The following is a 26,588-nucleotide window of genomic DNA, read 5'->3' on the forward strand; positions in this document are numbered from 1 at the left end:
TAGACATGAACCAGGAACTCTCGACCAACCCGTTCAACCCGGTTGCGCCCGTCAAGACGTTTGATGAGATCAAGATCAGCTTGGCCTCGCCGGAACGTATTCTGTCGTGGTCTTTCGGTGAGATCAAAAAGCCCGAAACCATCAACTACCGCACGTTCAAGCCCGAGCGTGACGGCCTGTTCTGCGCGCGGATCTTTGGCCCGATCAAGGATTACGAATGCCTCTGCGGCAAATACAAGCGCATGAAATATCGCGGCGTTGTCTGCGAAAAATGCGGCGTTGAAGTCACGCTGCAAAAGGTCCGCCGCGAACGCATGGGCCATATCGAACTGGCCTCGCCAGTCGCCCACATCTGGTTTCTGAAATCGCTGCCAAGTCGCATCGGCCTGATGCTGGACATGACCCTGCGGGATCTGGAACGCGTTCTCTACTTTGAGAACTATGTGGTGATCGAGCCGGGTCTGACCGACCTGACCTATCAGCAACAGCTGACCGAAGAAGAATATCTCGATGCGCAAGACCAATATGGCGCTGACGCTTTCACCGCCAACATCGGTGCGGAAGCGATCCGCGAAATGCTGGCTGCGATTGATCTGGAAACCACGGCTGAACAACTCCGCGCTGACCTCAAGGAAGCGACCGGCGAGCTGAAGCCGAAAAAGATCATCAAGCGTTTGAAGATCGTGGAAAGCTTCCTCGAATCCGGCAACCGCCCGGAATGGATGGTGCTGACCGTCCTCCCGGTCATTCCGCCGGAACTGCGCCCACTGGTGCCCTTGGATGGTGGCCGCTTTGCGACCTCGGATCTCAACGACCTCTATCGTCGTGTGATCAACCGCAACAACCGTCTGAAACGCCTTATCGAGTTGCGCGCGCCCGACATCATCGTGCGCAACGAAAAGCGTATGTTGCAAGAAGCTGTCGATGCTTTGTTCGACAACGGCCGTCGTGGCCGTGTCATCACCGGCACCAACAAGCGCCCGCTGAAATCGCTTTCCGACATGCTGAAAGGCAAACAGGGCCGCTTCCGTCAGAACTTGCTCGGCAAGCGCGTCGACTTCTCGGGTCGTTCGGTGATCGTGACCGGCCCGGAGCTGAAGCTGCACCAGTGCGGCCTGCCGAAGAAGATGGCGCTAGAGCTGTTCAAGCCGTTCATCTACTCGCGTCTGGAGGCCAAAGGGCTTTCCAGCACCGTGAAGCAGGCGAAAAAGCTGGTCGAAAAAGAGCGTCCCGAAGTTTGGGATATCCTCGATGAAGTGATCCGCGAACACCCGGTTCTCTTGAACCGCGCGCCGACGCTGCACCGTCTGGGCATCCAGGCGTTTGAACCGATCCTGATCGAAGGTAAGGCTATTCAGCTGCACCCGCTGGTCTGCTCGGCCTTCAACGCTGACTTTGACGGCGACCAAATGGCTGTTCACGTGCCGCTGTCGCTGGAAGCCCAGCTGGAAGCCCGCGTGTTGATGATGTCGACCAACAACGTGCTCTCCCCCGCCAACGGCGCGCCAATCATCGTGCCGTCGCAGGATATGGTGCTTGGCCTCTACTACACCACCATGCAGCGTAAGGGCATGACCGGCGAAGGCATGATCTTCACCGATATTGATGAAGTCGAACACGCGCTGGCCGCGGGTTCGGTGCATCTGCACGCCAAAATCCAAGGTCGTCTGCGTCAAGTCGATGAGCATGGCAATATCGTCTGGAAGCGGTTTGAAACCACCCCCGGGCGTCTGCGTCTGGGCAACCTTCTGCCGCTGAACGCCAAAGCCCCGTTTGATCTTGTGAACCGTCTGCTGCGGAAAAAAGACGTGCAAACCGTCATCGACACCGTCTACCGCTACTGCGGCCAGAAAGAATCGGTGATCTTCTGCGACCAGATCATGGGCCTCGGCTTCCGTGAGGCGTTCAAGGCTGGCATCTCGTTTGGGAAAGACGACATGCTGATCCCGGACACCAAATGGCCGATCGTCAACGAAGTCCGCGATCAGGTGAAAGAGTTCGAACAGCAATATATGGACGGCCTGATCACGCAGGGCGAGAAGTATAACAAAGTGGTCGATGCTTGGTCGAAGTGTTCCGACAAAGTGGCTGCCGACATGATGGCCTCGATTTCCGCCGTGCATTACGATGATGCGGGCGCGGAAAAAGAGCCGAACTCGGTCTACATGATGTCGCACTCTGGTGCGCGGGGTTCGCCCGCACAGATGAAACAGCTGGGCGGTATGCGCGGTTTGATGGCCAAGCCGAACGGCGAGATCATCGAGACGCCGATCATCTCGAACTTCAAAGAGGGTCTGACGGTTCTGGAATACTTCAACTCGACCCACGGCGCTCGTAAGGGCCTCGCGGATACCGCGTTGAAAACGGCCAACTCCGGCTATCTGACCCGCCGTCTGGTCGATGTGGCGCAGGACTGCATCGTGCGTTCGCATGATTGCGGCACCGATCGCGGCATCACCGCTGACGTGGCGGTGAACGATGGCGAAGTCGTGCAATCACTGGCCGAGCGCGTGCTGGGCCGGGTGGCTGCCGATGATATCACCGTGCCGTTGACCGGCGAAGTGTTGGTGGCGCGCGGCGAGTTGATCGACGAACGCCGTGCCGATGCGATCCACAACGCCGGCGTGGCTTCGGCCCGTATCCGTTCGCCGCTGACTTGCGACGCGGAAGAAGGCGTCTGCGCAATGTGCTACGGTCGTGACCTTGCACGTGGTACTTTGGTGAACCTTGGTGAAGCCGTCGGCATCATCGCGGCGCAGTCCATTGGCGAGCCGGGTACACAGTTGACGATGCGGACGTTCCACATCGGCGGTATCGCACAGGGTGGCCAACAGTCGTTCCTGGAAGCCAGCCAAGAAGGCAAGATCGAGTTCCGCAACGCCAACCTGCTGACCAATGTGAACGGTGAGCAGATTGTCATTGGCCGGAACATGTCGATCGCCATCGTGGACGAAGCGGGCCAGGACCGCGCCGTGCACAAGCTGACCTATGGCGCGAAACTGCATGCCAAAGACGGCATCGCGGTGAAGCGTGGTACCAAGCTGTTCGAATGGGACCCCTATACCTTGCCGATCATCGCCGAAAAGGCGGGGGTTGCCCGGTTCAAGGATCTGATCGCGGGCATCTCGGTGCGCGAAGATACCGATGAAGCGACAGGCATGACGCAGAAGATCGTGTCTGACTGGCGCTCGGCCCCGAAAGGTGGCGATCTGAAGCCCGAAGTCATCGTGATGGACCCGGCAACCGGCGAGCCTGTGCGCAATGACGGTGGCCATCCGATCAGCTATCCGATGTCGGTCGATGCGGTTCTGTCGGTCGAAGACGGCCAGGAACTGGTGCCGGGTGACGTTGTGGCGCGTATTCCGCGCGAAGGTGCCAAGACCAAGGACATCACCGGGGGTCTTCCCCGCGTGGCAGAATTGTTTGAGGCCCGTCGCCCGAAAGACCACGCCATCATCGCGGAAGCCGATGGCTATGTGCGCTTTGGCAAAGACTACAAAAACAAGCGCCGCATCACGGTCGAGCCTGTAGATGAGACGCTGCAAGCGCAGGAATATATGATCCCGAAGGGCAAGCATATTCCGGTGCAAGAAGGCGATTTCGTCCAGAAGGGCGATTACATCATGGACGGCAACCCCGCGCCGCATGACATCCTGCGTATCTTGGGTGTCGAAGCGCTGGCGAACTACATGATCGACGAAGTGCAGGACGTGTATCGCTTGCAGGGCGTGAAGATCAACGACAAGCACATCGAGGTGATCGTTCGCCAGATGCTGCAGAAGTTTGAGATCCTCGACTCGGGCGAGACCACGCTGCTGAAAGGCGAAAACGTCGACAAGCACGAGCTTGACGAGGCCAACGACAAAGCCGCTTCGCACGGGATGCGTCTGGCTACCGCTGAACCGATCCTTTTGGGGATCACCAAGGCGTCGCTGCAAACCCGCAGCTTCATCTCGGCGGCGTCGTTCCAGGAAACCACGCGGGTTCTCACCGAGGCTTCGGTGCAGGGCAAGCGCGACAAACTGGTCGGCCTGAAAGAGAACGTGATTGTCGGCCGTCTGATCCCGGCAGGCACCGGCGGGGCAACCCGTGTGGTGAAAGCCGTGGCAGCCGACCGCGATATCGTGGTGATTGATGCGCGCCGTTCGGAAGCTGAAACGGCGGCGGCCTTGGCTGCACCGGTTGCAGTGGCAGCACCATCGGTTTTCGCCACATCAGCGGACAGCCGCGACGAGTGATCGTCTGACCTGAAACGCAAAGGCCCCCCGAGAAATCGGGGGGCCTTTTGCATATCATCCGACGCGCATCGGATGAAAACCGAACCAAACATTCTCCACGTCGCCCCGGAGTTGATCCGGGGCCGCATTTTCTGCGCCATGACCTGAGGCCGCGGATCAAGTCCGGGGCGACGTGGCAAAGGGGCGATCGGTTCTGGGTGGCGAATTTCGCCGCTTGGCCGCGCCAAACACCATCCGCACTGGAAACTGCAGCGCAAAACTGCAAAACTGCGTCTCGTGACACATGCTCTGCGCGTCTTTGCTCTTACCTTGGGCCGTCTCAATCTGTGGATTGCGGCGCTGTTTCTGGCTGGTCTGCTGCAGCATCAACAGGCGACGCTGCAAACCAGCTTTGCCGATCAGATCAGTGCGCAACCTGTAAGCGCTTTGACCGCAGCGCCAAAATATGCGCTGGCCAAACCAACCGCGCCCGATACCCGCGCCCGCCTGATCCCGCTGCACAACGCTGCGCAAAACAAAGCGTCGATACCGCCGACAGGCTTTCATCTGCTGCGCAGCGCCAGCCTGCCGCCAGCCTGGCACCAGCCAATCCGACACGGTTGGCAAGCCCGCGCGCCACCGTCTTTGAATTTAACAGTTCTGATCTGACCCAACCGTCTGCGCGCAGCTTTGCGGTCATGCTCTGCAATGCAATTCAAGGATACAACATGACGTCTGAATACAAAACCAACGTCCCCCCGCCGCCAGAACAGGCCAAGCCCGATTTCCCGGTCGAAAGCGGCAAGCAAATCCTGATCAACTGGATCATCGTCGCCCTTGGTCTAGGCGGTCTCGCCGCCGCCGCCACAGTGCTCCCCGAACTGCTCTGAGGCCGAAATGAAAAGTAACACCCTCAAACTCACCATCGCAGCCCTGATCGCACTTGCCATCCTTGGCGGCGATTTCATCTCATCGCTGACGCTGTAACAAAGCGTGGGGCGCGGGGCAGTCAGCCTTGCGCCCTGCCAGCAGCGAAAGCTGTTTGGTGCGGGATCACCCCGAAGCGGCGACCAACGCCTTTGATGCGGCACGATGATATGACACGTGGCAGCGGCGAAGATTGGCTTTGCGGACGGCGCGGTCATTGGCAGTGCTTTACTCTGCCAAACAAAAGGTGAAGGTTGCGGCGGAATGGTCTCGTCGATAGGCTGCCGATTTCCTTGGAGCCAGCAATGAACCAGTTGATCCTGACCACCTACGACTGGGTTCCAGACATGCCGCGCGGCTTTGTGCGCGACTTAAGGGTGCGTTGGGCGTTAGAAGAAGCTGGCCTGCCCTATCGCGTCGAAAGCACAGCTTTCAGGGACCGGCAGCCTGCACATTTGGCGCATCAGCCCTTCGGTCAGGTGCCGTGGTTGACTGATGGCGATCTCACGATTTTCGAGAGCGGTGCGATCCTTCTTCACCTTGGCGAACTCAGCGAGATACTAATGCCTACCCATCCGCGTGGTCGCAGCGAAGTCAAAGAATGGCTTTTTGCCGCGTTGGCATCGGTCGAAGCAGCAAGTCAGCCATGGTCTTTCTTCAAGTTCTCCGGTGAGACCGGCGAAACGCCGATGTGGAAGTTTTTCGACGATTTTCTGATCCACCGGCTGGCTCATATGGAAACTGTGCTGGCAGCCGGTGAATGGCTGGTTGGACGCTTTTCAGTGGCTGATATCCTCATGGCGGATGTGCTGCGTCTCGTCGACCGGTTTGATGGTTTGGCAAACTATCCCGCCTGTAAAGACTACGTTGGGCGGGCCACTGATAGACCAGCCTTCCTGAAGGCACATGCGGATCAGATGGCGCATTTTGCCGCAGCTGATTGAGCAAAATCGACACGCGATGCGTGGAGCTGTTAAACCGGAGGTTTAGTGAATGTCTGCTTAGGGTTCAAAGCGACCGTGCTTCAATCGCTGCCCCAGGGAAATTTCTGCCGCCAGTGTAAGTCAGCCCCTTTGCTCTCAACAATCACCCGCAAAAGCGCGCCAAACCTTAACAATTCCTTAAATCTACACACCCATCCTATTGAATCCACACACATAAAAAAGGTCCCGAGTTGGGACCAGCCCCAACCCCTCACCCCAACCCGCCCCCTTTCCCCCGCCATCGCCACCTGCTACCCCTGCCACCGGGGGAACCAATGGTAATTTCAGACAACCTGCGCGGCGCGCTTTATATGAACCTGTCGATGTTTGCCTTCACGGTGAACGACGCGATCATGAAATCCCTGACCCACGCACTCCCGCTTTATCAAACCATCGCCCTGCGCGGCACGGTGGCTGTGCTCGGCCTGCTGATCCTCGCCCATGCCAGCGGCGGGTTGCGGCTGCCTGCCGCCAGCCATGACCGTGCCCTGATCGCGCTGCGCTCGCTTGCCGATGTGGCCGCCACCCTCCTGTTTCTCACCGCGCTGAAGCACATGCCGCTCGCCACCCTCTCGGCGGTGATGCAAGTCACCCCCCTCGCCGTCACCCTCGCCGCCGCCCTCTATTTCAAAGACCACATCGGCTGGCGCCGGATGCTGGCGATCACCATCGGCTTTCTCGGCGTGATGCTGATCATCCGCCCGGGGATGCAGGGTTTCACGATCTGGTCAGTGCTGGGCTTAGGCTCGGTCGCCACCGTGGTGTTCCGCGATCTAAGCGTGCGCCGCCTCAGCGGCACCGTGCCATCGCTGGTGGTCGCCCTCGGTGCAGGCTTTGCGGTGATGGTGATGGGCTTCATCGGGTCCGCTATCGAAGGTTGGCAGCCGATCACCCCCTTGCAAGCCTTGCAACTGCTGGGCGCGGGCAGCATGGTGATCGTCGGCTACATCTGTTCGGTCAGCGCGATGCGGGTCGGCGATATCGGCTTTGTTGCCCCATTCCGCTATATGTCGCTGCTGTGGGCGATCATCCTCGGCTGGGTGTTTTTCGCCACCTTCCCGGATGGCTACGCCCTGATCGGTGCTGCGATTGTGGTCGCCACCGGCATCTACACCCTGCTGCGCGAGCGAAAACTACGCCAACTTGCCCGCGCCGCAGCCTGACAGTTTGCAAGGCCGCAGCGGCTGGCCTATAGACTCGCCCAAAGCGCAGGCCTTCAAGGTCAGGAACCCAATGACCCGTATTTCCGTAGTGATCCCCGCCAAGAACGAGGCCGAGAATATTGTCGCGCTTGTTGAAGGCATTGACCGCGCGCTGTCAGGCCATGAGCCGTTTGAGATCATCGTTGTCGATGATTGTTCGACCGACAATTCGGTGGCCGTTCTGCAAGCCCGCGCCAAAACCATGCCGCATCTGCGGATTGTGCGGCACGACCGCTCGGGTGGCCAAAGCGCTGCGGTTCATTCGGGCGTGAAGGCCGCGACGGCCCCGGTGATCTGCACCTTGGACGGTGACGGTCAGAACCCGCCCGAGGAGTTGCCGAAGCTGGTCGCGCCGATCCTGAACGACACCACGGGCCGGATTGGGCTGGTGGCAGGGCAAAGGGTCGGGCGGCAAGATACGTGGTCAAAGAAATGGGCCTCGAAATTCGCCAATGGTTTGCGCGGCTGGATGTTGCAGGATGGCACCCGGGACACTGGCTGCGGGCTGAAGGCGTTTCAGCGGCAGGCGTTTCTCGATCTGCCGTATTTCGATCACATGCACCGCTATTTGCCCGCGTTGTTCAACCGCGATGGCTGGCAGGTGGCGCATGTCGATGTGTCGCATCGCCCACGCGGGGCAGGGCGTTCAAACTACTCCAACATCCAGCGGGCTTTGGTCGGTGTGGTTGATCTGTTCGGCGTGGCTTGGCTGCTGCGGCGTAAGAAGAAGGCGCGGGTTGTGCCCGATACTGCTGCGCGTGACGCCAAATGATGCATGATCTGCTGACCAAGCTGGGTGCAAGTTCGGCCACAGATATCATCTGGCTGACCGTCGGGTTGCTGGGGCAGTTGATGTTCACCGGTCGCTTTATCGTGCAATGGATCGCGTCCGAGCGCGCGGGTAAATCGGTGATGCCCGTCGCTTTTTGGTATTTCTCGATCATCGGCGGGCTGATCGTGCTGGCTTACGGTATTCACAAGCTGGATCTGGTGATCATCCTTGGCCAGTTGCCGGGGGTCGTCGTCTACAGTCGGAACCTGTGGCTGATCCATAAGGGCAAAGATGGCCAGCTTGAGTAAAGTCGAATGGTTCCGCCCGGCGGCTCTGATCGTCACCGCGATCACTTTGCTGCGCTGGGTCTTGCTGGCGTTTGACCGCACCGATCTTTATGTGGACGAGTCACAATACTGGCTTTGGGGGCAGGAATTTGCCTTCGGCTATTACTCCAAACCGCCGTTGATCGGCTGGCTGATTGGCGCTGTGACGACCCTGGCGGGCAGCGACAGCACGTTCTGGGTGCGGATGCCGGGGGCGTTCCTGCATGGTGCCACCGCGCTGATCCTTGGGGCTTGGGCCGCGCGATTGTATGGCCCGCGTGCTGCAATCCTGACCGCCGCCGCCTATGCCACGGTGCCGTTTGCAGCACTTGGTTCGCTGCTGATCTCCACCGATACCGTGATGGCCCCCTTCTTTGCCGCCGCTCTCTATGCCCACCACCGGCTGCTTGAAACCCGCGCCCGTAAGTTTGCACTTTGGGCCGGGGCTGCGATTGGCGTGGCCTTCATGGCGAAATATGCTGCGATTTATTTCCTGATCGGCGTGGCCCTCGCAGCCCTGCGCCCTGACGGCCGGATTGGCTGGCGCAATGCTGCGCTGATGCTGTTGGCCTTTGGCGTGGTGATTTCGGGCAACCTGATCTGGAATGTCTCGCACCAATTCACCACGATCTCGCATACTGTCGATAATGTCGGCTGGGTGCGGCAAGACAATCCCCTCGCCGTGCTCAATTTCGCCAGTGCGGCGGAGTTCATCTTCAGCCAGTTCGCGGTCGCTGGCCCCGTGATCTTTGCCGCCGTGCTGCTCACGATCCGCAAACTCCCCCTTCAAGCCGCCTTCGTGATCCCGCCGCTGCTGGTGGTGACTGTGCAGGCCCTGCTGGGAACGGCGCAGGCGAATTGGGCTGTCGCAGCCTATTTCGCCGGAATCCCCCTCGCCATCGGTCTGCTGCAAAACCGCCCGCGCTGGCTGACGGCATCCTTCGCTGTTAACGCGGTGTTCTGCATCACCCTGCCACTGCTGACCATATTCACCGGCATCCAGTGGCAAGGCGCGCCGCTGATTGAGCGGCAGTTGGGCCGCGCCGCGATGAGCCGTCAGATCATCGCCATCGCCCACGCGCAGGGCAACCCGCCGATCCTTGCCGACAACCGTTCTGTGCTGGCCGATCTGTTCTACACCGGGCAAACCGAGGGCCTGACGTATTACGCCCCCCGACCGAGTGGCCGCGCGCAAAACCACTATGAACAGCGCTATCCTTTGCCCAAGGATCTAACCGGGCCGCTGCTTTGGATCACCAGAACCGCCCCCGCCTGCGCCACCGCCACCTATGCCTTGGATGCCACCGGCAGCGCCTATCGCAAGTCGGGACTCGCGGCTTATCTGGTGCCTGCGGAATGTGCCAATGCCCAGCAATAAGACCATCGCCCTGCTTATTGGCCTCATCGGTCTGACGCTGCTGATTTTCGGGCGTTGGCCGGGGATTGATCTGGCGGTATCGGGCTATTTCCATGATGCCACCGGCTTTGCGATCAAGCAAAATGTGTGGGTCGAGTTTTTGCGCAATCAAATCTGGAATGCCACGCTGGTGGTGTTCTTTGTAGCGGCAGTTCTGCTGTGCCTGTCGTTCTGGCGCAAAACTGATGGCTGGTTCTGGGGATATATTGTGGCTGTGTTCGTGATGGGACCGGGGCTTGCGGTGAATCAGGGCTTCAAATCGTATTGGGGCCGCGCTCGTCCGACGCAAGTGACCGAGTTCGGCGGCACCGCGCATTTCACCCCAGCGTGGGAGATCAGCGATCAATGCGCGCGGAACTGCTCGTTCGTGTCAGGCGAGGGGGCAGGGACTACCGCCATGACCATCGCCCTTTTGCTGATTCTGTATCGGTATCGCAGCCGGATCGCGCCACCGCTGTATCGTACAGCCCAAGCGCTGACGCTGCTGATCTTGGCCTTCGTCGCATGGCAACGCGTCGCTTCTGGCGGGCATTTCCTATCAGACGTGCTGCTGTCCATACTGCTTGTCAGCCTGATCGCCGCCGTGCTTGCCCGCCTGATGCTGAACCAAGCCACATCCGGCCGCTGACCCCTGCACCTGTTGACATCCCGACCGACTCTGTCTATCAGCCGCGCTATCCAAGGCTCCCTCTCTGTTTTGGGCGCAAGGATTCTATGCTTGATGTGGTCATGATCCGGGTTCAAACCCCGATCCTCTGGAATTCCACCGCAACGCCCCCTCGGGGTGTCGTCTGCGGTTTTATCTTTTTGTGGTTCGCACAGGAAGACGTCGAGAAGCAGTGCCCCGAAGCTCGGGGCGAGTATTGACAGTCCCTTAACGGGACAACACGAGGTAGCTGAATGCCGACTATTCAACAGCTTATCCGCAAACCGCGGGAGCCTAACGTCCGCAAGTCCAAGTCGCAGCACTTGGAATCTTGCCCGCAGAAACGTGGCGTTTGTACGCGCGTTTACACCACCACTCCGAAAAAGCCGAACTCGGCGATGCGGAAAGTCGCCAAAGTGCGTCTGACCAACTCGTTCGAAGTGATCTGCTATATTCCCGGTGAAAAGCACAACCTTCAGGAACACTCTGTGGTTCTGATCCGCGGCGGTCGTATCAAGGATTTGCCGGGTGTGCGTTACCACATCCTTCGCGGCGTTTTGGATACCCAAGGCGTCAAAGAGCGTCGTCAGCGTCGTTCGAAATACGGCGCTAAGCGTCCGAAGTGAGGAAATAGAACATGTCACGTCGTCACGCCGCTGAAAAACGCGATATTCTTCCTGACGCCAAGTATGGTGATCGGGTTTTGACCAAATTCATGAACAACCTGATGCTCGACGGCAAAAAGTCGGTCGCAGAAGGCATCGTTTATGGCGCTCTTGAGCGGGTGCAAACCCGTCTGAAGCGTGAACCGATTTCCGCTTTCCACGAAGCCTTGGAAAACGTGAAGCCCTCCGTCGAAGTGCGTTCGCGCCGCGTCGGTGGTGCAACCTACCAGGTTCCGGTCGAGGTGCGCACCGAGCGCCGCGAAGCTCTGGCCATCCGTTGGCTGATCATCGCCGCGCGCAAGCGTAATGAGAACACCATGGAAGAGCGTTTGGCTGCCGAATTGTCGGATGCCTGCAACAACCGTGGTACGGCTGTTAAGAAACGCGAAGATACCCACAAGATGGCAGATGCTAACAAAGCATTCAGCCACTACCGCTGGTAAGAGGGCATCATGGCACGCGAATATCCGCTGGAACGCTACCGCAATTTCGGCATCATCGCTCACATCGACGCGGGTAAAACCACGACGACAGAGCGTATTCTTTACTACACAGGCAAGTCGCACAAAATCGGTGAAGTTCATGATGGCGCAGCCACCATGGACTGGATGGAGCAAGAGCAAGAGCGTGGCATCACGATCACTTCTGCTGCCACCACCACCTTTTGGGAACGCACCATTGATCCGGGCTTGGAGCACGCACGCGCTGACAAGTTCCGTTTCAACATCATCGACACCCCCGGCCACGTTGACTTCACCATTGAAGTTGAACGCTCATTGGCCGTGCTCGATGGCGCTGTCGTACTTCTGGACGGCAACGCAGGTGTTGAGCCGCAAACCGAAACCGTTTGGCGTCAAGCCGACCGGTATAAGGTTCCGCGGATTGTCTTCGTCAACAAGATGGACAAAACCGGCGCTGACTTCTTCAACTGTGTGAAGATGATCAAAGACCGTACCGGCGCGAATGCGTTGCCGATCGTTCTGCCGATTGGCGCGGAAGACAAGCTGGAAGGCATCATCGACCTCGTGACCATGGAAGAATGGGTCTATGAGGGCGAAGATCTGGGCGCATCCTGGGTGCGTCAGCCGATCCGCGCTGGTCTGAAAGCCGAAGCCGACGAATGGCGTCTGAACCTGCTGGAAAACGCAGTCGGCCAAGACGATGCGGCGATGGAAGCCTATCTGGAAGGCAACGAGCCTGACGTTGATACGCTGCGCGCGCTGATCCGTAAGGGCACGCTCGCCATCGAGTTCATTCCGGTTATGGCGGGCTCTGCGTTCAAAAACAAAGGCGTGCAGCCGCTGTTGAACGCCGTGATCGACTATCTGCCGACGCCTTTGGATGTGCCGCCCTATATGGGCTTCAAACCTGGCGATGAGACCGAAACGCGGAATATCGCGCGATTGGCTGATGATAACCAGCCGTTCTCGGCGCTGGCGTTCAAGATCATGAACGACCCCTTCGTGGGCTCGCTTACCTTCACGCGCATCTACTCGGGCAAGCTTGCCAAAGGCGATGCGATGATGAACGCGACCAAAGAGCGTAAAGAGCGCGTTGGCCGTATGATGATGATGCACGCGATTGACCGTGAAGAAATCGCGGAAGCGTTTGCAGGTGACATCATTGCATTGGGCGGCTTGAAAGAGACCACCACGGGCGACACGCTTTGTGATCCGGCGCATCCCGTTGTTCTCGAAACCATGACCTTCCCGGTCCCGGTGATCGAGATCGCGGTCGAGCCGAAAACCAAAGCCGACCAGGAAAAGATGGGCATCGCTTTGGCTCGTCTGGCTGCCGAGGATCCGTCCTTCCGCGTTGAAACCGATATCGAGTCGGGTCAGACGATCTTGAAGGGAATGGGCGAACTTCACCTCGATATCATGGTGGACCGTATGCGCCGCGAGTTCAAAGTCGAGGCGAATATTGGTGCCCCGCAAGTGGCTTACCGCGAAACCATTTCGCGCGAGCATGAGATCGACTACACGCACAAAAAACAAACCGGTGGTACTGGCCAGTTCGCGCGCGTCAAGTTGGTGATCTCGCCGACGGAACCCGGGGAGGGTTATTCGTTCGAGGCCAAAGTGGTTGGTGGTTCGGTGCCGAAGGAATATATCCCCGGCGTTGAAAAAGGCATCAAGTCGGTGATGGATTCAGGTCCGCTCGCAGGCTTCCCGGTGATCGACTTCAAAGTGTCGCTGATCGACGGGGCTTACCACGATGTCGACTCCAGCGTTCTGGCGTTCGAAATCGCGGCGCGTGCAGCCATGCGTGAAGGTCTGAAGAAAGCCGGCGCCAAACTGCTGGAACCGATCATGAAAGTCGAAGTCGTCACGCCAGAAGAATACACTGGCGGCGTCATCGGCGACTTGACCTCGCGTCGGGGCATGATCAACGGCCAGGACAGCCGCGGCAACGCGAACGTCATCGCCGCTATGGTGCCTTTGGCGAACATGTTCGGCTACATCAACACGCTGCGTTCGATGACCTCGGGTCGGGCAACCTTCGCGATGTCTTTTGATCACTACGATGCCGTTCCGCAGAACATCTCGGACGAGATCCAGAAGAAATACGCATAACCGGTGTGGCGGGTAGCTTGTGTTTTGGGAACAAAACACAAGCCGTAACCCCGCCCTACCACCCCGTAGGGCGGGTTCACCCCGCCGCATTCGAAATTTAGGAGGCCATCATGGCAAAGGCAAAGTTTGAACGGAACAAACCGCACGTCAACATCGGCACGATTGGCCACGTTGACCACGGCAAGACCACTTTGACGGCAGCGATCACCAAATATTTTGGTGAATTCCGCGCCTACGACCAAATCGACGGCGCACCGGAAGAGCGTGCGCGTGGCATCACGATTTCGACCGCTCACGTCGAATATGAGACCGAAGCCCGCCACTACGCCCACGTTGACTGCCCCGGCCACGCGGATTATGTGAAAAACATGATCACCGGTGCGGCACAGATGGACGGCGCTATTCTGGTTTGTGCAGCCTCGGACGGCCCGATGCCACAGACCCGTGAACACATCCTGTTGGGCCGCCAGGTGGGTATCCCCTACATGGTGTGCTACATGAACAAGATCGACCTGGTTGACGACGAAGAGCTGGTCGAACTGGTCGAGATGGAACTGCGCGAGTTGTTCAGCTCGTACGATTACCCCGGCGATGACATTCCGATCATCAAAGGCTCGGCCCACCAGGCGATGATCGGCCTGCGCCCGGAAATCGGCGAAAGCTCGATCCGCGCGCTGATGGCTGCGGTTGACAGCTACATCCCGACCCCGACCCGGATGGTCGATCTGCCGTTCCTGATGCCGATCGAGGACGTGTTCTCGATCTCGGGTCGTGGCACGGTTGTCACCGGCCGGATCGAGCGCGGCGTGATCAACGTCGGCGACGAAGTTGAAATCGTTGGCATTCGTGACACCAAGAAGTCGGTTTGTACCGGCGTCGAGATGTTCCGCAAGCTCTTGGACCGTGGCGAAGCAGGCGACAACGTCGGCATCCTGCTGCGCGGCATCGACCGTGAAGGCGTTGAGCGCGGCCAAGTGTTGTGCAAGCCGAAATCGGTCAACCCGCACACCAAGTTTGAGGCAGAAGCCTATATTCTGACCAAGGAAGAAGGCGGTCGCCACACGCCGTTCTTCGCCAACTACCGCCCGCAATTCTACTTCCGCACCACGGATGTCACCGGGACGGTTGAGCTGCCAGAAGGCACCGAAATGGTGATGCCGGGCGACAACCTGAAGTTCGACGTGACCCTGATCGCGCCGATCGCGATGGAAGAAAAACTGCGCTTCGCCATCCGCGAAGGCGGCCGCACTGTCGGCGCTGGCGTGGTGTCGAAAATCATCAAGTAAATAAGTCGCGAATCCCCTTTTCAAGGGGGCTCGCAGCCTATAAGGCACCACCAGCGGCGCACCTTTCGGGGTGCGCCGTAGACTTTCAAGACCAGACTACTGAAAACAACGTGAACCTATGGACCGGGCCACTGCCCCGTCTACGTTCAGAAGGAAGAACACATGCAAGGTCAAACCATCCGTATTCGGTTGAAAGCCTTCGATTACCGCGTGCTGGACGCCAGCACCGCAGAAATCGTAAGCACCGCGAAACGCACCGGCGCCACTGTGCGCGGGCCGATTCCGCTGCCGAACAAAATTGAGAAATTCACGGTTCTCCGTGGTCCGCACATCGACAAAAAGTCGCGCGACCAGTGGGAAATCCGCACGCACAAGCGTCTTCTCGACATCGTTGATCCGACCCCCCAGACCGTGGACGCGCTGATGAAGCTCGACCTCGCCGCTGGCGTGGATGTCGAGATCAAAGTGTAAGGGGGATAGATAACATGCGTTCTGGCGTTATCGCTAAAAAACTGGGCATGACCCGGCTGTTCCTTGAGAACGGCACCCAAGTTCCGGTCACCGTTCTGCAACTCGACAACCTGCAAGTCGTGGCACAACGCACCGTTGACCGCGACGGCTACACCGCTGTTCAGCTTGGCGCTGGTTTGGCGAAAGCCAAGCGCACCACCGCAGCCATGCGCGGCCACTTCGCCAAAGCTCATGTCGAGCCAAAGCGTAAGATCGCCGAGTTCCGCGTGTCGCCTGCTAACCTGATCGAAGTCGGCGCGGAAATCACCGCTGATCACTATCTGGCTGGTCAGTTCGTTGACATCGCGGGCACCACCAACGGTAAAGGCTTTCAGGGTGCGATGAAGCGTCACAACTTTGGTGGTCTGCGGGCTTCCCACGGTGTGTCGGTTTCGCACCGCTCACACGGCTCTACGGGCCAGTGTCAGGACCCGGGTAAAGTCTTCAAAGGCAAGAAAATGGCTGGTCACATGGGCGCCGTGCGCTGCACCACTCAGAACCTGCAAGTCATCCGCACGGATGCCGAGCGTGGCTTGCTGATGATCAAAGGCGCAGTTCCCGGCACCAAGGGCGGCTGGGTCACCATCAAAGACGCAGTGAAGAAAGCGGCTCCGGCTGGTCTGCCTTTGCCTGCGGCGATCCGTATGGCGGCACAAACCACTGCTCCGGCTGTCGAAATGGCAGTTGAAGGGGGTGAAGCATGAAACTTGACGTAATCACACTTGATGGCGGCAAAGCTGGCACCATCGACCTTGACGAAGCCCTGTTCGGCCTCGACCCGCGCGCAGACGTTCTGCACCGTGTCGTCCGTTGGCAGCGCGCCCGGATGCAAGCAGGCACCCACTCGACGCTGACCCGCGCCGAAGTGTCCTACTCCACCAAGAAGATCTACAAGCAAAAAGGCACCGGCGGCGCACGTCACGGTTCCAAAAAAGCGCCGATCTTCCGTCACGGTGGCGTTGTCAAAGGCCCGCAGCCGCGTTCGCACGCCCATGATCTGCCGAAGAAATTCCGCGCTCTGGGTCTGCGTCATGCACTGTCTGCGAAAGCCAAAGCAGGCGAGCTGGTGATTTTGGACATGGCCACCATGGCCGAAGCCAAAACCTCGATCCTTGCAAAACATGTGTCCGAGTTGGGCTGGAAACGCGTTCTGATCATCGACGGCGCAAGCGTTGACGCGAATTTCGCGCTGGCTGCTCGCAACATCGAAGGCATCGACGTGCTGCCGACCATGGGCGCAAACGTCTATGATATCCTGAAGCGTGACACTCTGGTGATCACCAAAGCAGGTATCGAAGCTTTGGAGGCTCGTCTGAAATGAGCATTAAACCGCAACACTACGACCTGATCAAAAAGCCAGTGATCACCGAAAAAGCCACTATGGCTCAGGAAAACAACGCGTTTGTGTTCCAGGTGTCGATGGATGCGACCAAGCCGCAGATCAAGGAAGCGATTGAAAACATCTTCTCCGTGAAGGTGAAAGCAGTCAACACAACGATCACCAAAGGCAAGGCCAAGAAGTTCCGCGGCCGCGCTGGTGAGCGCAGCGACAAGAAGAAAGCCTATGTCACGCTGGAAGCCGGAAACTCTATCGACGTTTCGACGGGCCTCTGATATTGGCAGCGAATCCCACGGCCCCGGTTCTCCGGGGCCGTGGATTTTTACGGAATCGGCAAGCTGCGGTCCAACCAAAGCAAGCCATATCTCGGGGATCTACGGAGCCCTATAACCTTGGGTCTACATCTAAGACCCATCCAATGACGGAAGACAGAAAGCATGGCACTTAAGTCGTATAAGCCGACGACGCCTGGCCAACGCGGGTTGGTTCTGATCGACCGTTCGGAATTGTGGAAAGGCCGCCCGGTCAAAGCCCTTACAGAGGGTTTGACCAAGACAGGTGGCCGGAACAACACCGGACGTATCACGATGTGGCACAAGGGCGGCGGCGCCAAGCGTCTCTACCGTGTGGTCGATTTCAGGCGCACAAAATTCGATATTGCAGCGGTCGTTGAGCGGATTGAATACGATCCGAACCGTACCGCCTTTATCGCTCTGATCCGTTATGCGGATGGCGAACTTTCGTACATTCTGGCGCCGCAGCGCTTGGCTATCGGTGACTCTGTCATCGCTGGCGCCAAGACCGACGTGAAGCCGGGAAATGCGATGCCGTTCTCGGGGATGCCAATCGGTACTATCATCCACAACGTCGAGCTTAAAGCAGGCAAAGGCGGCCAGTTGGCACGCGCTGCCGGCACCTACGCTCAGTTCGTTGGTCGTGACGGTGGCTACGCGCAGATCCGTTTGTCTTCGGGCGAACTGCGTCTGGTGCGTCAGGAATGCATGGCGACTATCGGTGCCGTGTCCAACCCCGACAACTCGAACCAGAACTTCGGTAAAGCAGGCCGTATGCGTCACAAGGGCGTTCGCCCGACCGTGCGCGGTGTTGCAATGAACCCGATCGACCACCCGCATGGTGGTGGTGAAGGTCGGACCTCGGGCGGTCGTCACCCAGTGACGCCGTGGGGCAAAGGCACCAAGGGTAACAAGACCCGTAAGGCCAAGGCTTCGGACAAGTTGATTGTCCGGTCGCGTAACGCGAAGAAAGGGCGCTAATCCATGTCACGTTCTATTTGGAAGGGCCCGTTCGTCGACGGTTATGTTTTGAAAAAAGCAGAAACCGCGAAAGCCTCGGGCAAGAACGAAGTGATCAAGATCTGGTCGCGTCGCTCGACTATTCTGCCGCAATTCGTTGGGCTGACCTTTGCTGTGTATAACGGCAAAAAGCACATCCCGGTGAATGTGACCGAAGAGATGATTGGTCAGAAGTTTGGTGAATACTCGCCGACCCGGACCTATTATGGCCACTCGGCCGACAAAAAAGCCAAGAGGAAATAAGCCATGAGCACGGAAAAGAACCCCCGTCGCGTGGCGGAAAACGAAGCAATGGCGATCAGCCGTATGCTGCGCACCTCGCCGCAGAAACTGAATCTCGTAGCGGGCCTGATCCGCGGCAAGAAAGTTGAAAAGGCTCTGGCCGATCTGACTTTCTCGAAGCGCCGCATCGCCGGTGACGTGAAGAAGTGCCTGCAGTCGGCCATCGCCAACGCGGAAAACAACCACAACCTCGACGTCGATAGCCTGATCGTGGCTGAATCCTGGGTTGGCAAAAACCTGGTGATGAAACGTGGGCGCCCGCGTGCGCGTGGTCGTTTCGGCAAAATCATGAAACCGTTCAGCGAGCTGACGATCATTGTGCGTCAAGTCGGGGAGTCTGCATAATGGGTCAGAAGGTCAATCCGATCGGCATGCGTCTTCAGGTCAACCGCACCTGGGACAGCCGCTGGTTCGCTGAATCGAAAGACTACGGCAACCTGCTGCTGGAAGATCTCAAAATGCGCGCCTTTGTGCATGAAGAGTGCAAGCAAGCTGGCATCAGCCGCGTGATCATCGAGCGTCCGCACAAAAAATGCCGTGTGACCATTCACACTGCACGCCCGGGCGTGATCATCGGCAAAAAAGGCGCTGATATCGAAACCCTGCGCAAGAAACTTGCGGCTTTCACCAAGTCGGATGTTCACTTGAACATCGTCGAAGTGCGCAAGCCGGAAGTTGACGCGCAACTGGTGGCCGAGTCTATTGCACAGCAAATGGAACGCCGGGTATCTTTCCGTCGCGCCATGAAGCGTGGCGTGCAAAGCGCAATGCGGATGGGTGCCCTCGGCATCCGTGTGAACGTTGGTGGCCGTCTTGGCGGTGCCGAGATTGCGCGGACCGAATGGTATCGTGAAGGTCGTGTGCCGTTGCACACCCTGCGCGCTGACATCGACTATGCTCTGTCCGAAGCCACGACTGCCTATGGCATCATCGGGGTGAAGGTCTGGATCTTCAAAGGCGAAATCCTAGAGCATGATCCGCAAGCCCATGATCGCCGTCTTGCCGAAGCGCAAGAAGGTGCAGCACCGCGTTCGCCTCGCCGCGACCGCGAACGCGCGTAAGGGAGAAGACAGATGTTGCAACCAAAACGGACCAAGTTCCGCAAGCAGCACAAAGGCCGTATCCACGGCGAAGCGAAGGGCGGCTTCCTGCTGAACTTCGGCTCCTTTGCGCTGAAAGCCACCGAGCCAGAGCGTGTGACGGCCCGTCAGATCGAAGCGGCCCGCCGCGCGATCACCCGCCACATGAAACGCCAAGGCCGCGTCTGGATCCGGATTTTCCCGGATGTTCCGGTCTCGTCCAAGCCCACCGAAGTGCGGATGGGTAAAGGTAAAGGCTCGACCGACTACTGGGCAGCCAAGGTCAAACCGGGCCGCATCATGTTCGAGATCGACGGCGTGTCCGAGATCATCGCCCGTGAAGCCCTGCGTCTGGGCGCTATGAAACTTCCGGTCACAACCCGCGTCGTGGCACGGGAAGATTGGTAAGTCTGCGCTCTCGCGCAGACCGTGCGGTGTAGCGCGTTTCCTCGGAAACGCGCGGGCCGTCACCCGGTTCAGAATAAGGCCTCCGCTGGCAACAGCGGGGGTTTTGCTTTTTGCACCTCTATCCGCAGGGCAGGGGGCAGCACATATTCCTTCCGATCTACTCCATGATGCGCTATGATTACAAAAGATGACAACGGATCACATCATGCCCCAGCAAGCCGCCTCCGAACCAATCACCATCCGCACCTCAAAGGTTGCCGAGATTGATGCCTTGGCGGGCGCGATGGATCGCTCGCGCAATTACATCGTGAACCAAGCCATCGAGCAATATCTGGCGGCAAACGTCTGGCAGTTGGAACGCATCACCACCGGAATAGCCGCCGCGCGTGATGGCCGCGTGCTTCCGGCCGCCGAGGTCTTTGCGGGCATCGCCGCGAAACACGGCTGGGCGCGGTGAAACTGCTTGCCATTGCCGAACCAGCCGCCCGCGATCTGGAAAGCATCGTGGATTATATCGCGCAAGACAATCCAACCGCCGCCGAAAGCACCTACCGCGCCATCGTGCGCGCGGCCGAAAAGCTGCCCGCGTTTCCCGCAATGGGCCGTCCCGGACGCCACCCTGAAACGCGCGAACTCAGCATCGCCGATCTGCCCTATCTAATTGTTTACGCGGTCGGCGCAGAGCATGTGACGATCCTCGCGGTGTTCCACACCTCGCGAAATCTGGTACAGGCCCTGCATGACAGGTTGCAGGGCAGCGACTGACATTAAAGGAAGTAGGGTGTTAGTGTTGCGTGAAATCACGCTCCTGATGGCTTGCTGCCAGACACTCATCTCTGTGCAAACGAGGAATTAAGATGGAAATGTTGCCTGTATCTGTGATACTGACCTTGGCGAGTTTTTTCTGCAAGAGCGGGATCGCACGATGGACGCTCTTAATATCGGCCTTACCGGCGCTGGTTTCGGTAGTAGGGATGTTTGTATCCTTCGGACTGTTTGCCTCGCTTGGTTGCACCGGAAGCGTTTTGGATCAACATGTGTGCTCGCCCGGTGCAATGGAAACGATGCGCTATGAAATCATGCGTCTCGCTGTCCTACTTTGGTTTTATGGTACGTTCGCTGCGGTCGGCGTGGCGATTGTCGGGGGCGTTATCGCTTCAGCTGCAGAGTTTGCGAAACGAACGGGTGTAGCCCGATAGTCGGATCGCAACAGACGGAATTGGCGAAAGCCATTCCCCCCAACAAACCCCCTTGCCCTATCCCCCTCCATCCCCTATACGACCCCATCCACGGCTCCGAGGCGACTCGGAATCGGTGGTTTTACATTGATCCACCGGGTTCAGCGTGACCTTGCCGCAAGGTAGGGGCGCTCTGGTGATTGAAAAAGGAACAGGCGCATGACCGCCAAGGAACTATTGGGCAAATCGCCCGAGCAGCTGCGTGAGAGCCTTGTGGCCCTCAAGAAAGAAGCGTTCAATCTGCGCTTCCAGGCAGCGACCAATCAGCTGGAAAACACCTCGCGTATGCGCGCTGTTCGAAGGGAAGTGGCACGTATCATGACCGTGCTGAACCAGAAAGCCGCGCAAGCGGCTGCGAACTGAGGAGCAGACCCATGCCAAAACGTATCCTGCAAGGCGTCGTAACCTCGGACAAGAACGAGCAGACCATCACCGTTCTGGTGGAACGCCGCTTCAAGCACCCGCTGTTTCACAAAACCGTGCGCAAATCGAAAAAATACCGCGCGCATGATGAGAACAACACCTACAAGACCGGCGATCAGGTTCGCATTGAAGAATGTGCCCCGATCTCGAAGACCAAACGCTGGACGGTGGTCGTTGCTGCATAAGCAACGGCTTTCGTCTTTTTCTGAATACGAAACCCTGGGCAATGATGCCCAAAGGTCGGGAGAAACCAAATGATCCAGATGCAGACCAATCTGGATGTTGCTGATAACTCCGGCGCTCGCCGGGTTCAGTGCATCAAGGTTCTGGGCGGCTCGCATCGCCGCTATGCATCCGTGGGCGACATCATCGTGGTGTCGGTCAAGGAAGCCATTCCGAAAGGCCGTGTTAAAAAGGGCGACGTGCGTAAAGCCGTTGTCGTGCGCACCGCCAAAGAAGTTCGCCGTGAAGACGGCACCGCTATTCGTTTTGACCGCAACGCCGCTGTCATCCTGAACAATCAGGGTGAACCAGTCGGCACGCGTATCTTCGGGCCAGTGGTGCGTGAGCTGCGCGCAAAGAACTTCATGAAAATCATCTCGCTGGCTCCGGAGGTGCTCTGATGGCTGCGAAGCTTAAAAAGGGCGACACCGTCGTCATCCTGACCGGCAAGGACAAGGGCGCAAAGGGCGAGATTTCGTCCGTGAACCCGACCGCCAACAAGGCCATCGTCGATGGCGCCAACATGGCGATCCGTCACACCAAGCAAAGCCAGACCTCGCAGGGCGGTCGCATCGCAAAGCCGATGCCGATTGATCTGTCGAACCTCGCATTGCTGGACAGCAAAGGCAAAGCAACCCGCGTTGGCTTCCGCATGGAAGGCGACAAGAAGGTTCGCTTCGCTAAGACCACCGGGGAGGCGATCTGATGCTCGACCAAGCCACCTACACCCCGCGTCTGAAGGCTGACTATAAGGACCGCATCTGCGCCGCCCTTATGGAAGAGTTCGGCTATAAGAACGCGATGCAACTGCCCCGTCTGGACAAGATCGTTCTGAACATGGGCGTTGGTGAAGCCGTCAAGGACACCAAAAAAGTCAAGAAAGCCGCGGAAGAGATGACTCTCATCGCTGGTCAAAAGGCTGTCATCACCCACGCGAAAAACAGCATTGCTGGTTTCCGCGTCCGTGAAGAAATGCCGCTTGGCTGCAAAGTGACCCTGCGCGGCGACCGGATGTACGAATTCCTCGACCGTCTGGTGACCATTGCTCTGCCGCGCGTCCGCGACTTCCGTGGCCTGAAGCCTACTTCGTTCGATGGCCGTGGCAACTACGCCATGGGTCTGAAAGAGCAACTGGTGTTCCCCGAAATCGAATTCGACAAAGTCGATGAAGTGCTCGGCATGGACATCATCATCTGCACCACCGCTAAAACCGATGCGGAAGCGAAGGCACTGTTGAAGCAATTCAACATGCCCTTCACTTCTTGATCGCGCGAGGAACCTGACAATGGCAAAAAAATCCATGGTGAACCGCGAAGTGAAGCGCGAAAAGCTGGTGAAGCAACATGCTTCCAAGCGCGCAGCACTGAAAGCGGTGATCAACGACCAAGCGAAACCGGTGGATGAGCGCTTCAAAGCGACCATCAAACTGGCCGAGCTGCCCCGCAACTCGTCGGCTGTCCGTTTGCACAATCGTTGCCAACTGACCGGCCGTCCGCATGCGTATTATCGCAAGCTCAAACTCTCGCGCATCATGCTGCGTGATCTCGCCTCGTTCGGCCAGATCCCCGGCATGGTCAAGTCGAGCTGGTAAGGAGGTCGCCAAATGATGATGAACGATCCTATCGGCGACATGCTTACCCGTATCCGTAACGCGCAAATGCGTGGCAAATCGACCGTGTCGACCCCTGCCTCGAAACTGCGCGCCTGGGTTCTGGACGTGCTCGTAAGCGAAGGTTACATCCGCGGTTTCGAGCGCGCCAAGACCGATAACGGTCAGGGCGAGTTGGTGATCAGCCTGAAATACTTTGAAGGCGTGCCTGTGATCCGCGAAGTCAAACGCGTGTCCAAGCCCGGTCGTCGGGTATATATGTCCGTCAAGGAAATTCCGACCGTGCGTAACGGCCTCGGTATCTCCATCGTGTCCACGCCGAAAGGCGTGATGTCAGATGCAAATGCGCGCGCAGCCAATGTTGGCGGCGAAGTGCTTTGCACCGTGTTCTGAGGAGGGTGGCATGTCTCGTATCGGCAAAAAACCCGTAGAACTGATCAAGGGCGTTTCGGCGTCCGTGTCAGGTCAAACCATCGAAGTGAAAGGTCCGAAAGGCACCCGCAGCTTCACCGCAACCGACGACGTGACGCTCACGATCGACGAAGGCAGCATCAAAGTGACCCCGCGTGGCACTTCGAAGCGTGCGCGTCAGCAGTGGGGCATGGCGCGGTCGATGGTTGAAAACCTCGTCACCGGCGTCACAGCTGGTTTCAAGAAAGAGCTGGAAATTCAAGGCGTGGGTTACCGCGCTGCGATGGCTGGCAATGTTTTGAAACTGTCGCTTGGCTACAGCCATGAAGTCAACTTCGCCGTTCCAGCCGGGGTCACCGTGACCTCGCCGAAGAACACCGAAATCATTGTGGAAGGCATTGACCAACAGCTCGTTGGTCAGGTCGCTGCGAACATCCGCGAATGGCGCAAGCCCGAGCCCTACAAGGGCAAAGGCATCCGCTATAAGGGCGAGTTCGTGTTCCGCAAAGAAGGCAAGAAGAAGTAAGGGACACAATCATGGCAAACACCAAGAGAGACCTGTTCCTCAAGCGCCGTCAGCGCGTTCGGAACAAAATCAAAGCGACATCCCACGGGCGCCTGCGCCTGTCGGTGCATCGCTCGAACAAAAACATCAGCGTGCAGCTGATCGACGATGTGAAGGGCGTCACCATCGCCTCCGCCTCCACCTTGGAGAAGGAATTCGGGGTGGTCGGCCACAACAATGTTGAAGCAGCGGCGAAAATCGGTTCGGCAATCGCCGAGCGGGCCAAAAAGGCCGGTGTTGAAGTGTGCTACTTCGACCGCGGCGGTTTCCTCTTTCACGGTAAGATCAAGGCTTTGGCCGAGGCTGCCCGTGAAGGTGGATTGCAGTTCTGAGGAGTTGAAAAATGGCAGAACGTGATAACCGTCGGGACAATCGTGGTGGCAATGATCGCCGCGATAACCGGCCGGAAGAAACCCCTGAGTTCGCTGACCGCTTGGTCGCGATCAACCGGGTGTCGAAAACCGTTAAGGGCGGCAAACGCTTTGGCTTTGCGGCACTTGTAGTGGTTGGCGATCAAAAAGGCCGTGTCGGCTTCGGCAAGGGCAAGGCTAAGGAAGTTCCGGAAGCGATCCGCAAGGCGACCGAGCAGGCCAAGCGCCAGCTTATCCGCGTGCCGCTGAAAGACGCCCGCACCTTGCACCACGACATGGAAGGCCGTCATGGCGCCGGTAAAGTGGTGATGCGGACGGCTGTTGCCGGTACTGGCATCATCGCCGGTGGTCCGATGCGCGCTGTGTTCGAGATGTTGGGCCTGCAAGATGTGGTGGCAAAGTCCATCGGCTCGCAGAACCCCTACAACATGATCCGCGCCACCATCGACGGGCTGAAGTCGGAAACCTCTCCTCGTCAAGTCGCGGCACGCCGTGGCAAGAAAGTGGCAGAGATCCTGAACAAGCCCGCCGCTGAAGTTGTGGAGGCTTGAACATGACTGACACCGTGAAGAAGACCCCCGCTGCGGATGCAGCAAAAAAGACCATAGTGGTCAAGCAGGTGGCTTCAGCTGCCCGCCGCCCGGCGAAACAGACCGCGACCCTGAAAGGTCTTGGCCTGAACAAAATGAACCGCACCCGCGAGTTGGAAGACACGCCTTCCATCCGTGGCATGGTCAACAAGATCTCGCATCTTGTAACGATCATCGAAGAGCGCGGCTGATAGCTGCACCTTCGGGTTAGATAAAAACGCCCCGCCGAAAGGTGGGGCGTTTTGCATTTGGAACGCATGGCATCCTTCTCTTGCCTGATTTGGCCGCAGACAAATCGGGCCGCGCCTGCCTGCCCTCGGCAGGCGCGAGTCCGCGCCAGCCCAGTCAGACGCGCCCCGATTTCCCCAATGTTGTTCTTCTGCCCAACACCCCTTGCTCAACAGCCTTCGACCTTATGAGCAACTCGCCGAAAAACGCTGCCCCGCAGCGTTTTCATTCGGTTCGGGCGCGGGTGGATAGGTTACTCCTTTATAGGCGGTGGAGCGTCTCCGTGAAGCTAAACCCTACTGCGCAAACCGAAACGCCTCACAAAACCGCACCAACCGCGCGTTACCCTTGTCCTGCAAGGCCCAACCCCAAGCCTCATCCAACACCACCTGAGCCGCCTCAATCCGCTCGCCGTCGCGCTCGCCATGCACCTTGGTATCGCCGTGGAACAAACTGCCCCGCACGTCCTGCACCACCAAAAAGAAATCCGAAACCGAATTCACCGCCCGCGCCTTTTTCCAAGACACCGCCCGATCCATATCGACCTTCAACAACCGAGGCGGTGCGTTGAACAGCACCTGAACCTCTGGCAACGCCCGGCAATGCGCTAGAAAGTCATCCCCTAGATCAGCCGCAAACCCGGCCCAACCCGCCTCAGCCGAGGTGCCGGGCTTTTCATACTTCAAATACCCCGCCAGCTTCAGCGCATATTCAAACCGCGCAAAACTCGCGACCAAGCTGCCCCATTCATTCTTGAACAGCAGCTTAATCCCCGCCCGATAATTGGTATCCACCGCCATGCCAGCCCCCGTGCAAAACAGCCCGCAGATACGCAGGATTTGGACACTCTGTCCATACAGCGGCCATCTTGCCCGATTTGTTCCCAAACAAATCGGGCCGCGCCTGCCTGCCCCCGGCAGGCGCGTTGCCGCGCCAGCCCAGTCAGGCGCGGCCAGATTTCTCAAGCCTCAGTTTGCGGCATA

General features: G+C 58.4%; 36 protein-coding genes. 35 read left to right on the plus strand and 1 reads right to left on the minus strand.

Translation table 11 applies throughout. The annotated features are described in order from the left end of the window. The first annotated feature begins 5 nt into the window (after positions 1 to 5). The 35 genes from rpoC to rpmD all read left to right on the plus strand — a co-directional run bounded on the left by rpoC (position 6) and on the right by rpmD (position 25,568). Complete coding sequence (gene rpoC / locus ACP7AP_RS05980) at positions 6 to 4,238, plus strand: DNA-directed RNA polymerase subunit beta' (protein WP_426033224.1); 4,233 nt, start codon at positions 6 to 8, stop codon at positions 4,236 to 4,238. A gap of 276 nt (positions 4,239 to 4,514) precedes the next feature. Further along, positions 4,515 to 4,886 carry a hypothetical protein gene (locus tag ACP7AP_RS05985; RefSeq protein ID WP_426033226.1) on the plus strand — a complete coding sequence of 124 codons (372 nt, stop codon included), beginning with the start codon at positions 4,515 to 4,517 and terminating at the stop codon, positions 4,884 to 4,886. A 59-nt stretch (positions 4,887 to 4,945) separates the two neighbouring features. Continuing rightward, entirely contained in the window at positions 4,946 to 5,107 is a 162-nt protein-coding gene (locus ACP7AP_RS05990) for a hypothetical protein (protein ID WP_426033228.1), read from the plus strand. Positions 5,108 to 5,449: 342 nt separating this feature from the next. Then, on the plus strand, positions 5,450 to 6,088 hold the full coding sequence (locus tag ACP7AP_RS05995) for a glutathione S-transferase family protein (protein WP_426033230.1): 639 nt from the start codon (positions 5,450 to 5,452) through the stop codon (positions 6,086 to 6,088). Positions 6,089 to 6,402: 314 nt separating this feature from the next. Next, positions 6,403 to 7,290 (plus strand): DMT family transporter, encoded by an 888-nt coding sequence (locus tag ACP7AP_RS06000; protein ID WP_426033232.1) that lies wholly within the window; start codon positions 6,403 to 6,405, stop codon positions 7,288 to 7,290. Positions 7,291 to 7,360: 70 nt separating this feature from the next. Then, on the plus strand, positions 7,361 to 8,101 hold the full coding sequence (locus ACP7AP_RS06005) for a glycosyltransferase family 2 protein (protein WP_426033234.1): 741 nt from the start codon (positions 7,361 to 7,363) through the stop codon (positions 8,099 to 8,101). Further along, positions 8,098 to 8,409, plus strand: a complete 312-nt coding sequence (locus tag ACP7AP_RS06010; RefSeq protein ID WP_426033236.1) for a lipid-A-disaccharide synthase N-terminal domain-containing protein — start codon at positions 8,098 to 8,100, stop codon at positions 8,407 to 8,409. The genes ACP7AP_RS06005 and ACP7AP_RS06010 overlap by 4 nt, the downstream gene beginning before the upstream one ends. After that, the gene (locus ACP7AP_RS06015) at positions 8,393 to 9,805 is read left to right on the plus strand and encodes an ArnT family glycosyltransferase (RefSeq protein WP_426033238.1); all 1,413 of its coding nucleotides are present in this window, start codon (positions 8,393 to 8,395) and stop codon (positions 9,803 to 9,805) included. Before ACP7AP_RS06010 ends, ACP7AP_RS06015 begins: the two co-directional genes overlap by 17 nt. After that, positions 9,792 to 10,472: a phosphatase PAP2 family protein gene (locus ACP7AP_RS06020; RefSeq protein WP_426033240.1), complete on the plus strand. Its 681-nt coding sequence runs from the start codon at positions 9,792 to 9,794 to the stop codon at positions 10,470 to 10,472. Before ACP7AP_RS06015 ends, ACP7AP_RS06020 begins: the two co-directional genes overlap by 14 nt. 272 nt (positions 10,473 to 10,744) lie before the next feature. Then, positions 10,745 to 11,116 carry a 30S ribosomal protein S12 gene (rpsL, locus tag ACP7AP_RS06025; protein WP_054008058.1) on the plus strand — a complete coding sequence of 124 codons (372 nt, stop codon included), beginning with the start codon at positions 10,745 to 10,747 and terminating at the stop codon, positions 11,114 to 11,116. Positions 11,117 to 11,127: 11 nt separating this feature from the next. Then, complete coding sequence (rpsG, locus tag ACP7AP_RS06030; protein WP_426033242.1) at positions 11,128 to 11,598, plus strand: 30S ribosomal protein S7; 471 nt, start codon at positions 11,128 to 11,130, stop codon at positions 11,596 to 11,598. Positions 11,599 to 11,607: 9 nt separating this feature from the next. Next, a complete protein-coding gene (gene fusA, locus ACP7AP_RS06035; RefSeq protein WP_426033244.1) occupies positions 11,608 to 13,731 on the plus strand; it encodes an elongation factor G in 2,124 nt (707 codons plus the stop codon). A 110-nt stretch (positions 13,732 to 13,841) separates the two neighbouring features. Further along, positions 13,842 to 15,017 (plus strand): elongation factor Tu, encoded by a 1,176-nt coding sequence (gene tuf, locus ACP7AP_RS06040; protein ID WP_305346545.1) that lies wholly within the window; start codon positions 13,842 to 13,844, stop codon positions 15,015 to 15,017. A gap of 162 nt (positions 15,018 to 15,179) precedes the next feature. After that, a complete protein-coding gene (gene rpsJ / locus ACP7AP_RS06045) occupies positions 15,180 to 15,488 on the plus strand; it encodes a 30S ribosomal protein S10 (protein WP_054006329.1) in 309 nt (102 codons plus the stop codon). Positions 15,489 to 15,502: 14 nt separating this feature from the next. After that, on the plus strand, positions 15,503 to 16,231 hold the full coding sequence (gene rplC / locus ACP7AP_RS06050; RefSeq protein ID WP_426033247.1) for a 50S ribosomal protein L3: 729 nt from the start codon (positions 15,503 to 15,505) through the stop codon (positions 16,229 to 16,231). After that, positions 16,228 to 16,848 (plus strand): 50S ribosomal protein L4, encoded by a 621-nt coding sequence (gene rplD / locus ACP7AP_RS06055; RefSeq protein WP_426033249.1) that lies wholly within the window; start codon positions 16,228 to 16,230, stop codon positions 16,846 to 16,848. The genes rplC and rplD overlap by 4 nt, the downstream gene beginning before the upstream one ends. Further along, positions 16,845 to 17,141: a 50S ribosomal protein L23 gene (locus tag ACP7AP_RS06060; RefSeq protein ID WP_054006317.1), complete on the plus strand. Its 297-nt coding sequence runs from the start codon at positions 16,845 to 16,847 to the stop codon at positions 17,139 to 17,141. The genes rplD and ACP7AP_RS06060 overlap by 4 nt, the downstream gene beginning before the upstream one ends. A 162-nt stretch (positions 17,142 to 17,303) precedes the next feature. Next, positions 17,304 to 18,140, plus strand: coding sequence for a 50S ribosomal protein L2 (rplB, locus tag ACP7AP_RS06065; RefSeq protein WP_054006318.1), 837 nt, complete (start codon positions 17,304 to 17,306; stop codon positions 18,138 to 18,140). Between the two features lie 3 nt (positions 18,141 to 18,143). After that, positions 18,144 to 18,422 (plus strand): 30S ribosomal protein S19, encoded by a 279-nt coding sequence (rpsS, locus tag ACP7AP_RS06070; protein ID WP_299509900.1) that lies wholly within the window; start codon positions 18,144 to 18,146, stop codon positions 18,420 to 18,422. Positions 18,423 to 18,425: 3 nt separating this feature from the next. Beyond that, positions 18,426 to 18,806 (plus strand): 50S ribosomal protein L22, encoded by a 381-nt coding sequence (rplV, locus tag ACP7AP_RS06075; RefSeq protein ID WP_054006320.1) that lies wholly within the window; start codon positions 18,426 to 18,428, stop codon positions 18,804 to 18,806. Beyond that, complete coding sequence (gene rpsC, locus ACP7AP_RS06080) at positions 18,806 to 19,522, plus strand: 30S ribosomal protein S3 (protein WP_426033252.1); 717 nt, start codon at positions 18,806 to 18,808, stop codon at positions 19,520 to 19,522. The genes rplV and rpsC overlap by 1 nt, the downstream gene beginning before the upstream one ends. 12 nt (positions 19,523 to 19,534) lie before the next feature. Beyond that, on the plus strand, positions 19,535 to 19,948 hold the full coding sequence (rplP, locus tag ACP7AP_RS06085; RefSeq protein ID WP_054006322.1) for a 50S ribosomal protein L16: 414 nt from the start codon (positions 19,535 to 19,537) through the stop codon (positions 19,946 to 19,948). A 205-nt stretch (positions 19,949 to 20,153) separates the two neighbouring features. Further along, positions 20,154 to 20,405 (plus strand): CopG family ribbon-helix-helix protein, encoded by a 252-nt coding sequence (locus ACP7AP_RS06090; protein ID WP_426033254.1) that lies wholly within the window; start codon positions 20,154 to 20,156, stop codon positions 20,403 to 20,405. Continuing rightward, positions 20,402 to 20,713 (plus strand): type II toxin-antitoxin system RelE/ParE family toxin, encoded by a 312-nt coding sequence (locus ACP7AP_RS06095; protein ID WP_426033256.1) that lies wholly within the window; start codon positions 20,402 to 20,404, stop codon positions 20,711 to 20,713. Before ACP7AP_RS06090 ends, ACP7AP_RS06095 begins: the two co-directional genes overlap by 4 nt. Before the next feature lie 632 nt (positions 20,714 to 21,345). Continuing rightward, positions 21,346 to 21,549, plus strand: coding sequence for a 50S ribosomal protein L29 (gene rpmC / locus ACP7AP_RS06100; RefSeq protein WP_054006325.1), 204 nt, complete (start codon positions 21,346 to 21,348; stop codon positions 21,547 to 21,549). An 11-nt stretch (positions 21,550 to 21,560) separates the two neighbouring features. Further along, the gene (rpsQ, locus tag ACP7AP_RS06105) at positions 21,561 to 21,794 is read left to right on the plus strand and encodes a 30S ribosomal protein S17 (RefSeq protein ID WP_426033259.1); all 234 of its coding nucleotides are present in this window, start codon (positions 21,561 to 21,563) and stop codon (positions 21,792 to 21,794) included. 69 nt (positions 21,795 to 21,863) lie between these two features. After that, positions 21,864 to 22,232 (plus strand): 50S ribosomal protein L14, encoded by a 369-nt coding sequence (gene rplN, locus ACP7AP_RS06110; protein WP_013066055.1) that lies wholly within the window; start codon positions 21,864 to 21,866, stop codon positions 22,230 to 22,232. Further along, positions 22,232 to 22,537, plus strand: coding sequence for a 50S ribosomal protein L24 (gene rplX, locus ACP7AP_RS06115; protein WP_054006327.1), 306 nt, complete (start codon positions 22,232 to 22,234; stop codon positions 22,535 to 22,537). Before rplN ends, rplX begins: the two co-directional genes overlap by 1 nt. Then, positions 22,537 to 23,097 carry a 50S ribosomal protein L5 gene (gene rplE, locus ACP7AP_RS06120; protein WP_426033262.1) on the plus strand — a complete coding sequence of 187 codons (561 nt, stop codon included), beginning with the start codon at positions 22,537 to 22,539 and terminating at the stop codon, positions 23,095 to 23,097. Before rplX ends, rplE begins: the two co-directional genes overlap by 1 nt. 19 nt (positions 23,098 to 23,116) lie before the next feature. Next, positions 23,117 to 23,422, plus strand: coding sequence for a 30S ribosomal protein S14 (gene rpsN / locus ACP7AP_RS06125; protein ID WP_284326654.1), 306 nt, complete (start codon positions 23,117 to 23,119; stop codon positions 23,420 to 23,422). A 12-nt stretch (positions 23,423 to 23,434) separates the two neighbouring features. After that, positions 23,435 to 23,833 carry a 30S ribosomal protein S8 gene (gene rpsH, locus ACP7AP_RS06130; protein ID WP_304927946.1) on the plus strand — a complete coding sequence of 133 codons (399 nt, stop codon included), beginning with the start codon at positions 23,435 to 23,437 and terminating at the stop codon, positions 23,831 to 23,833. A 10-nt stretch (positions 23,834 to 23,843) separates the two neighbouring features. Further along, on the plus strand, positions 23,844 to 24,377 hold the full coding sequence (gene rplF, locus ACP7AP_RS06135; RefSeq protein WP_322320305.1) for a 50S ribosomal protein L6: 534 nt from the start codon (positions 23,844 to 23,846) through the stop codon (positions 24,375 to 24,377). An 11-nt stretch (positions 24,378 to 24,388) separates the two neighbouring features. After that, entirely contained in the window at positions 24,389 to 24,748 is a 360-nt protein-coding gene (gene rplR, locus ACP7AP_RS06140; protein ID WP_426033265.1) for a 50S ribosomal protein L18, read from the plus strand. An 11-nt stretch (positions 24,749 to 24,759) separates the two neighbouring features. Beyond that, on the plus strand, positions 24,760 to 25,338 hold the full coding sequence (rpsE, locus tag ACP7AP_RS06145; protein WP_054006334.1) for a 30S ribosomal protein S5: 579 nt from the start codon (positions 24,760 to 24,762) through the stop codon (positions 25,336 to 25,338). Between the two features lie 2 nt (positions 25,339 to 25,340). Beyond that, positions 25,341 to 25,568, plus strand: coding sequence for a 50S ribosomal protein L30 (gene rpmD, locus ACP7AP_RS06150; protein ID WP_426033268.1), 228 nt, complete (start codon positions 25,341 to 25,343; stop codon positions 25,566 to 25,568). 333 nt (positions 25,569 to 25,901) lie between these two features. On the opposite strand, the gene ACP7AP_RS06155 is transcribed toward rpmD, so the two are convergent. Beyond that, on the minus strand, positions 25,902 to 26,405 hold the full coding sequence (locus ACP7AP_RS06155; RefSeq protein ID WP_426033270.1) for a hypothetical protein: 504 nt from the start codon (positions 26,403 to 26,405) through the stop codon (positions 25,902 to 25,904). Between the last annotated feature and the right edge of the window lie 183 nt (positions 26,406 to 26,588).

It is taken from the genome of Cypionkella sp. TWP1-2-1b2 (assembly GCF_049896245.1).
Classification (GTDB): domain Bacteria; phylum Pseudomonadota; class Alphaproteobacteria; order Rhodobacterales; family Rhodobacteraceae; genus Cypionkella.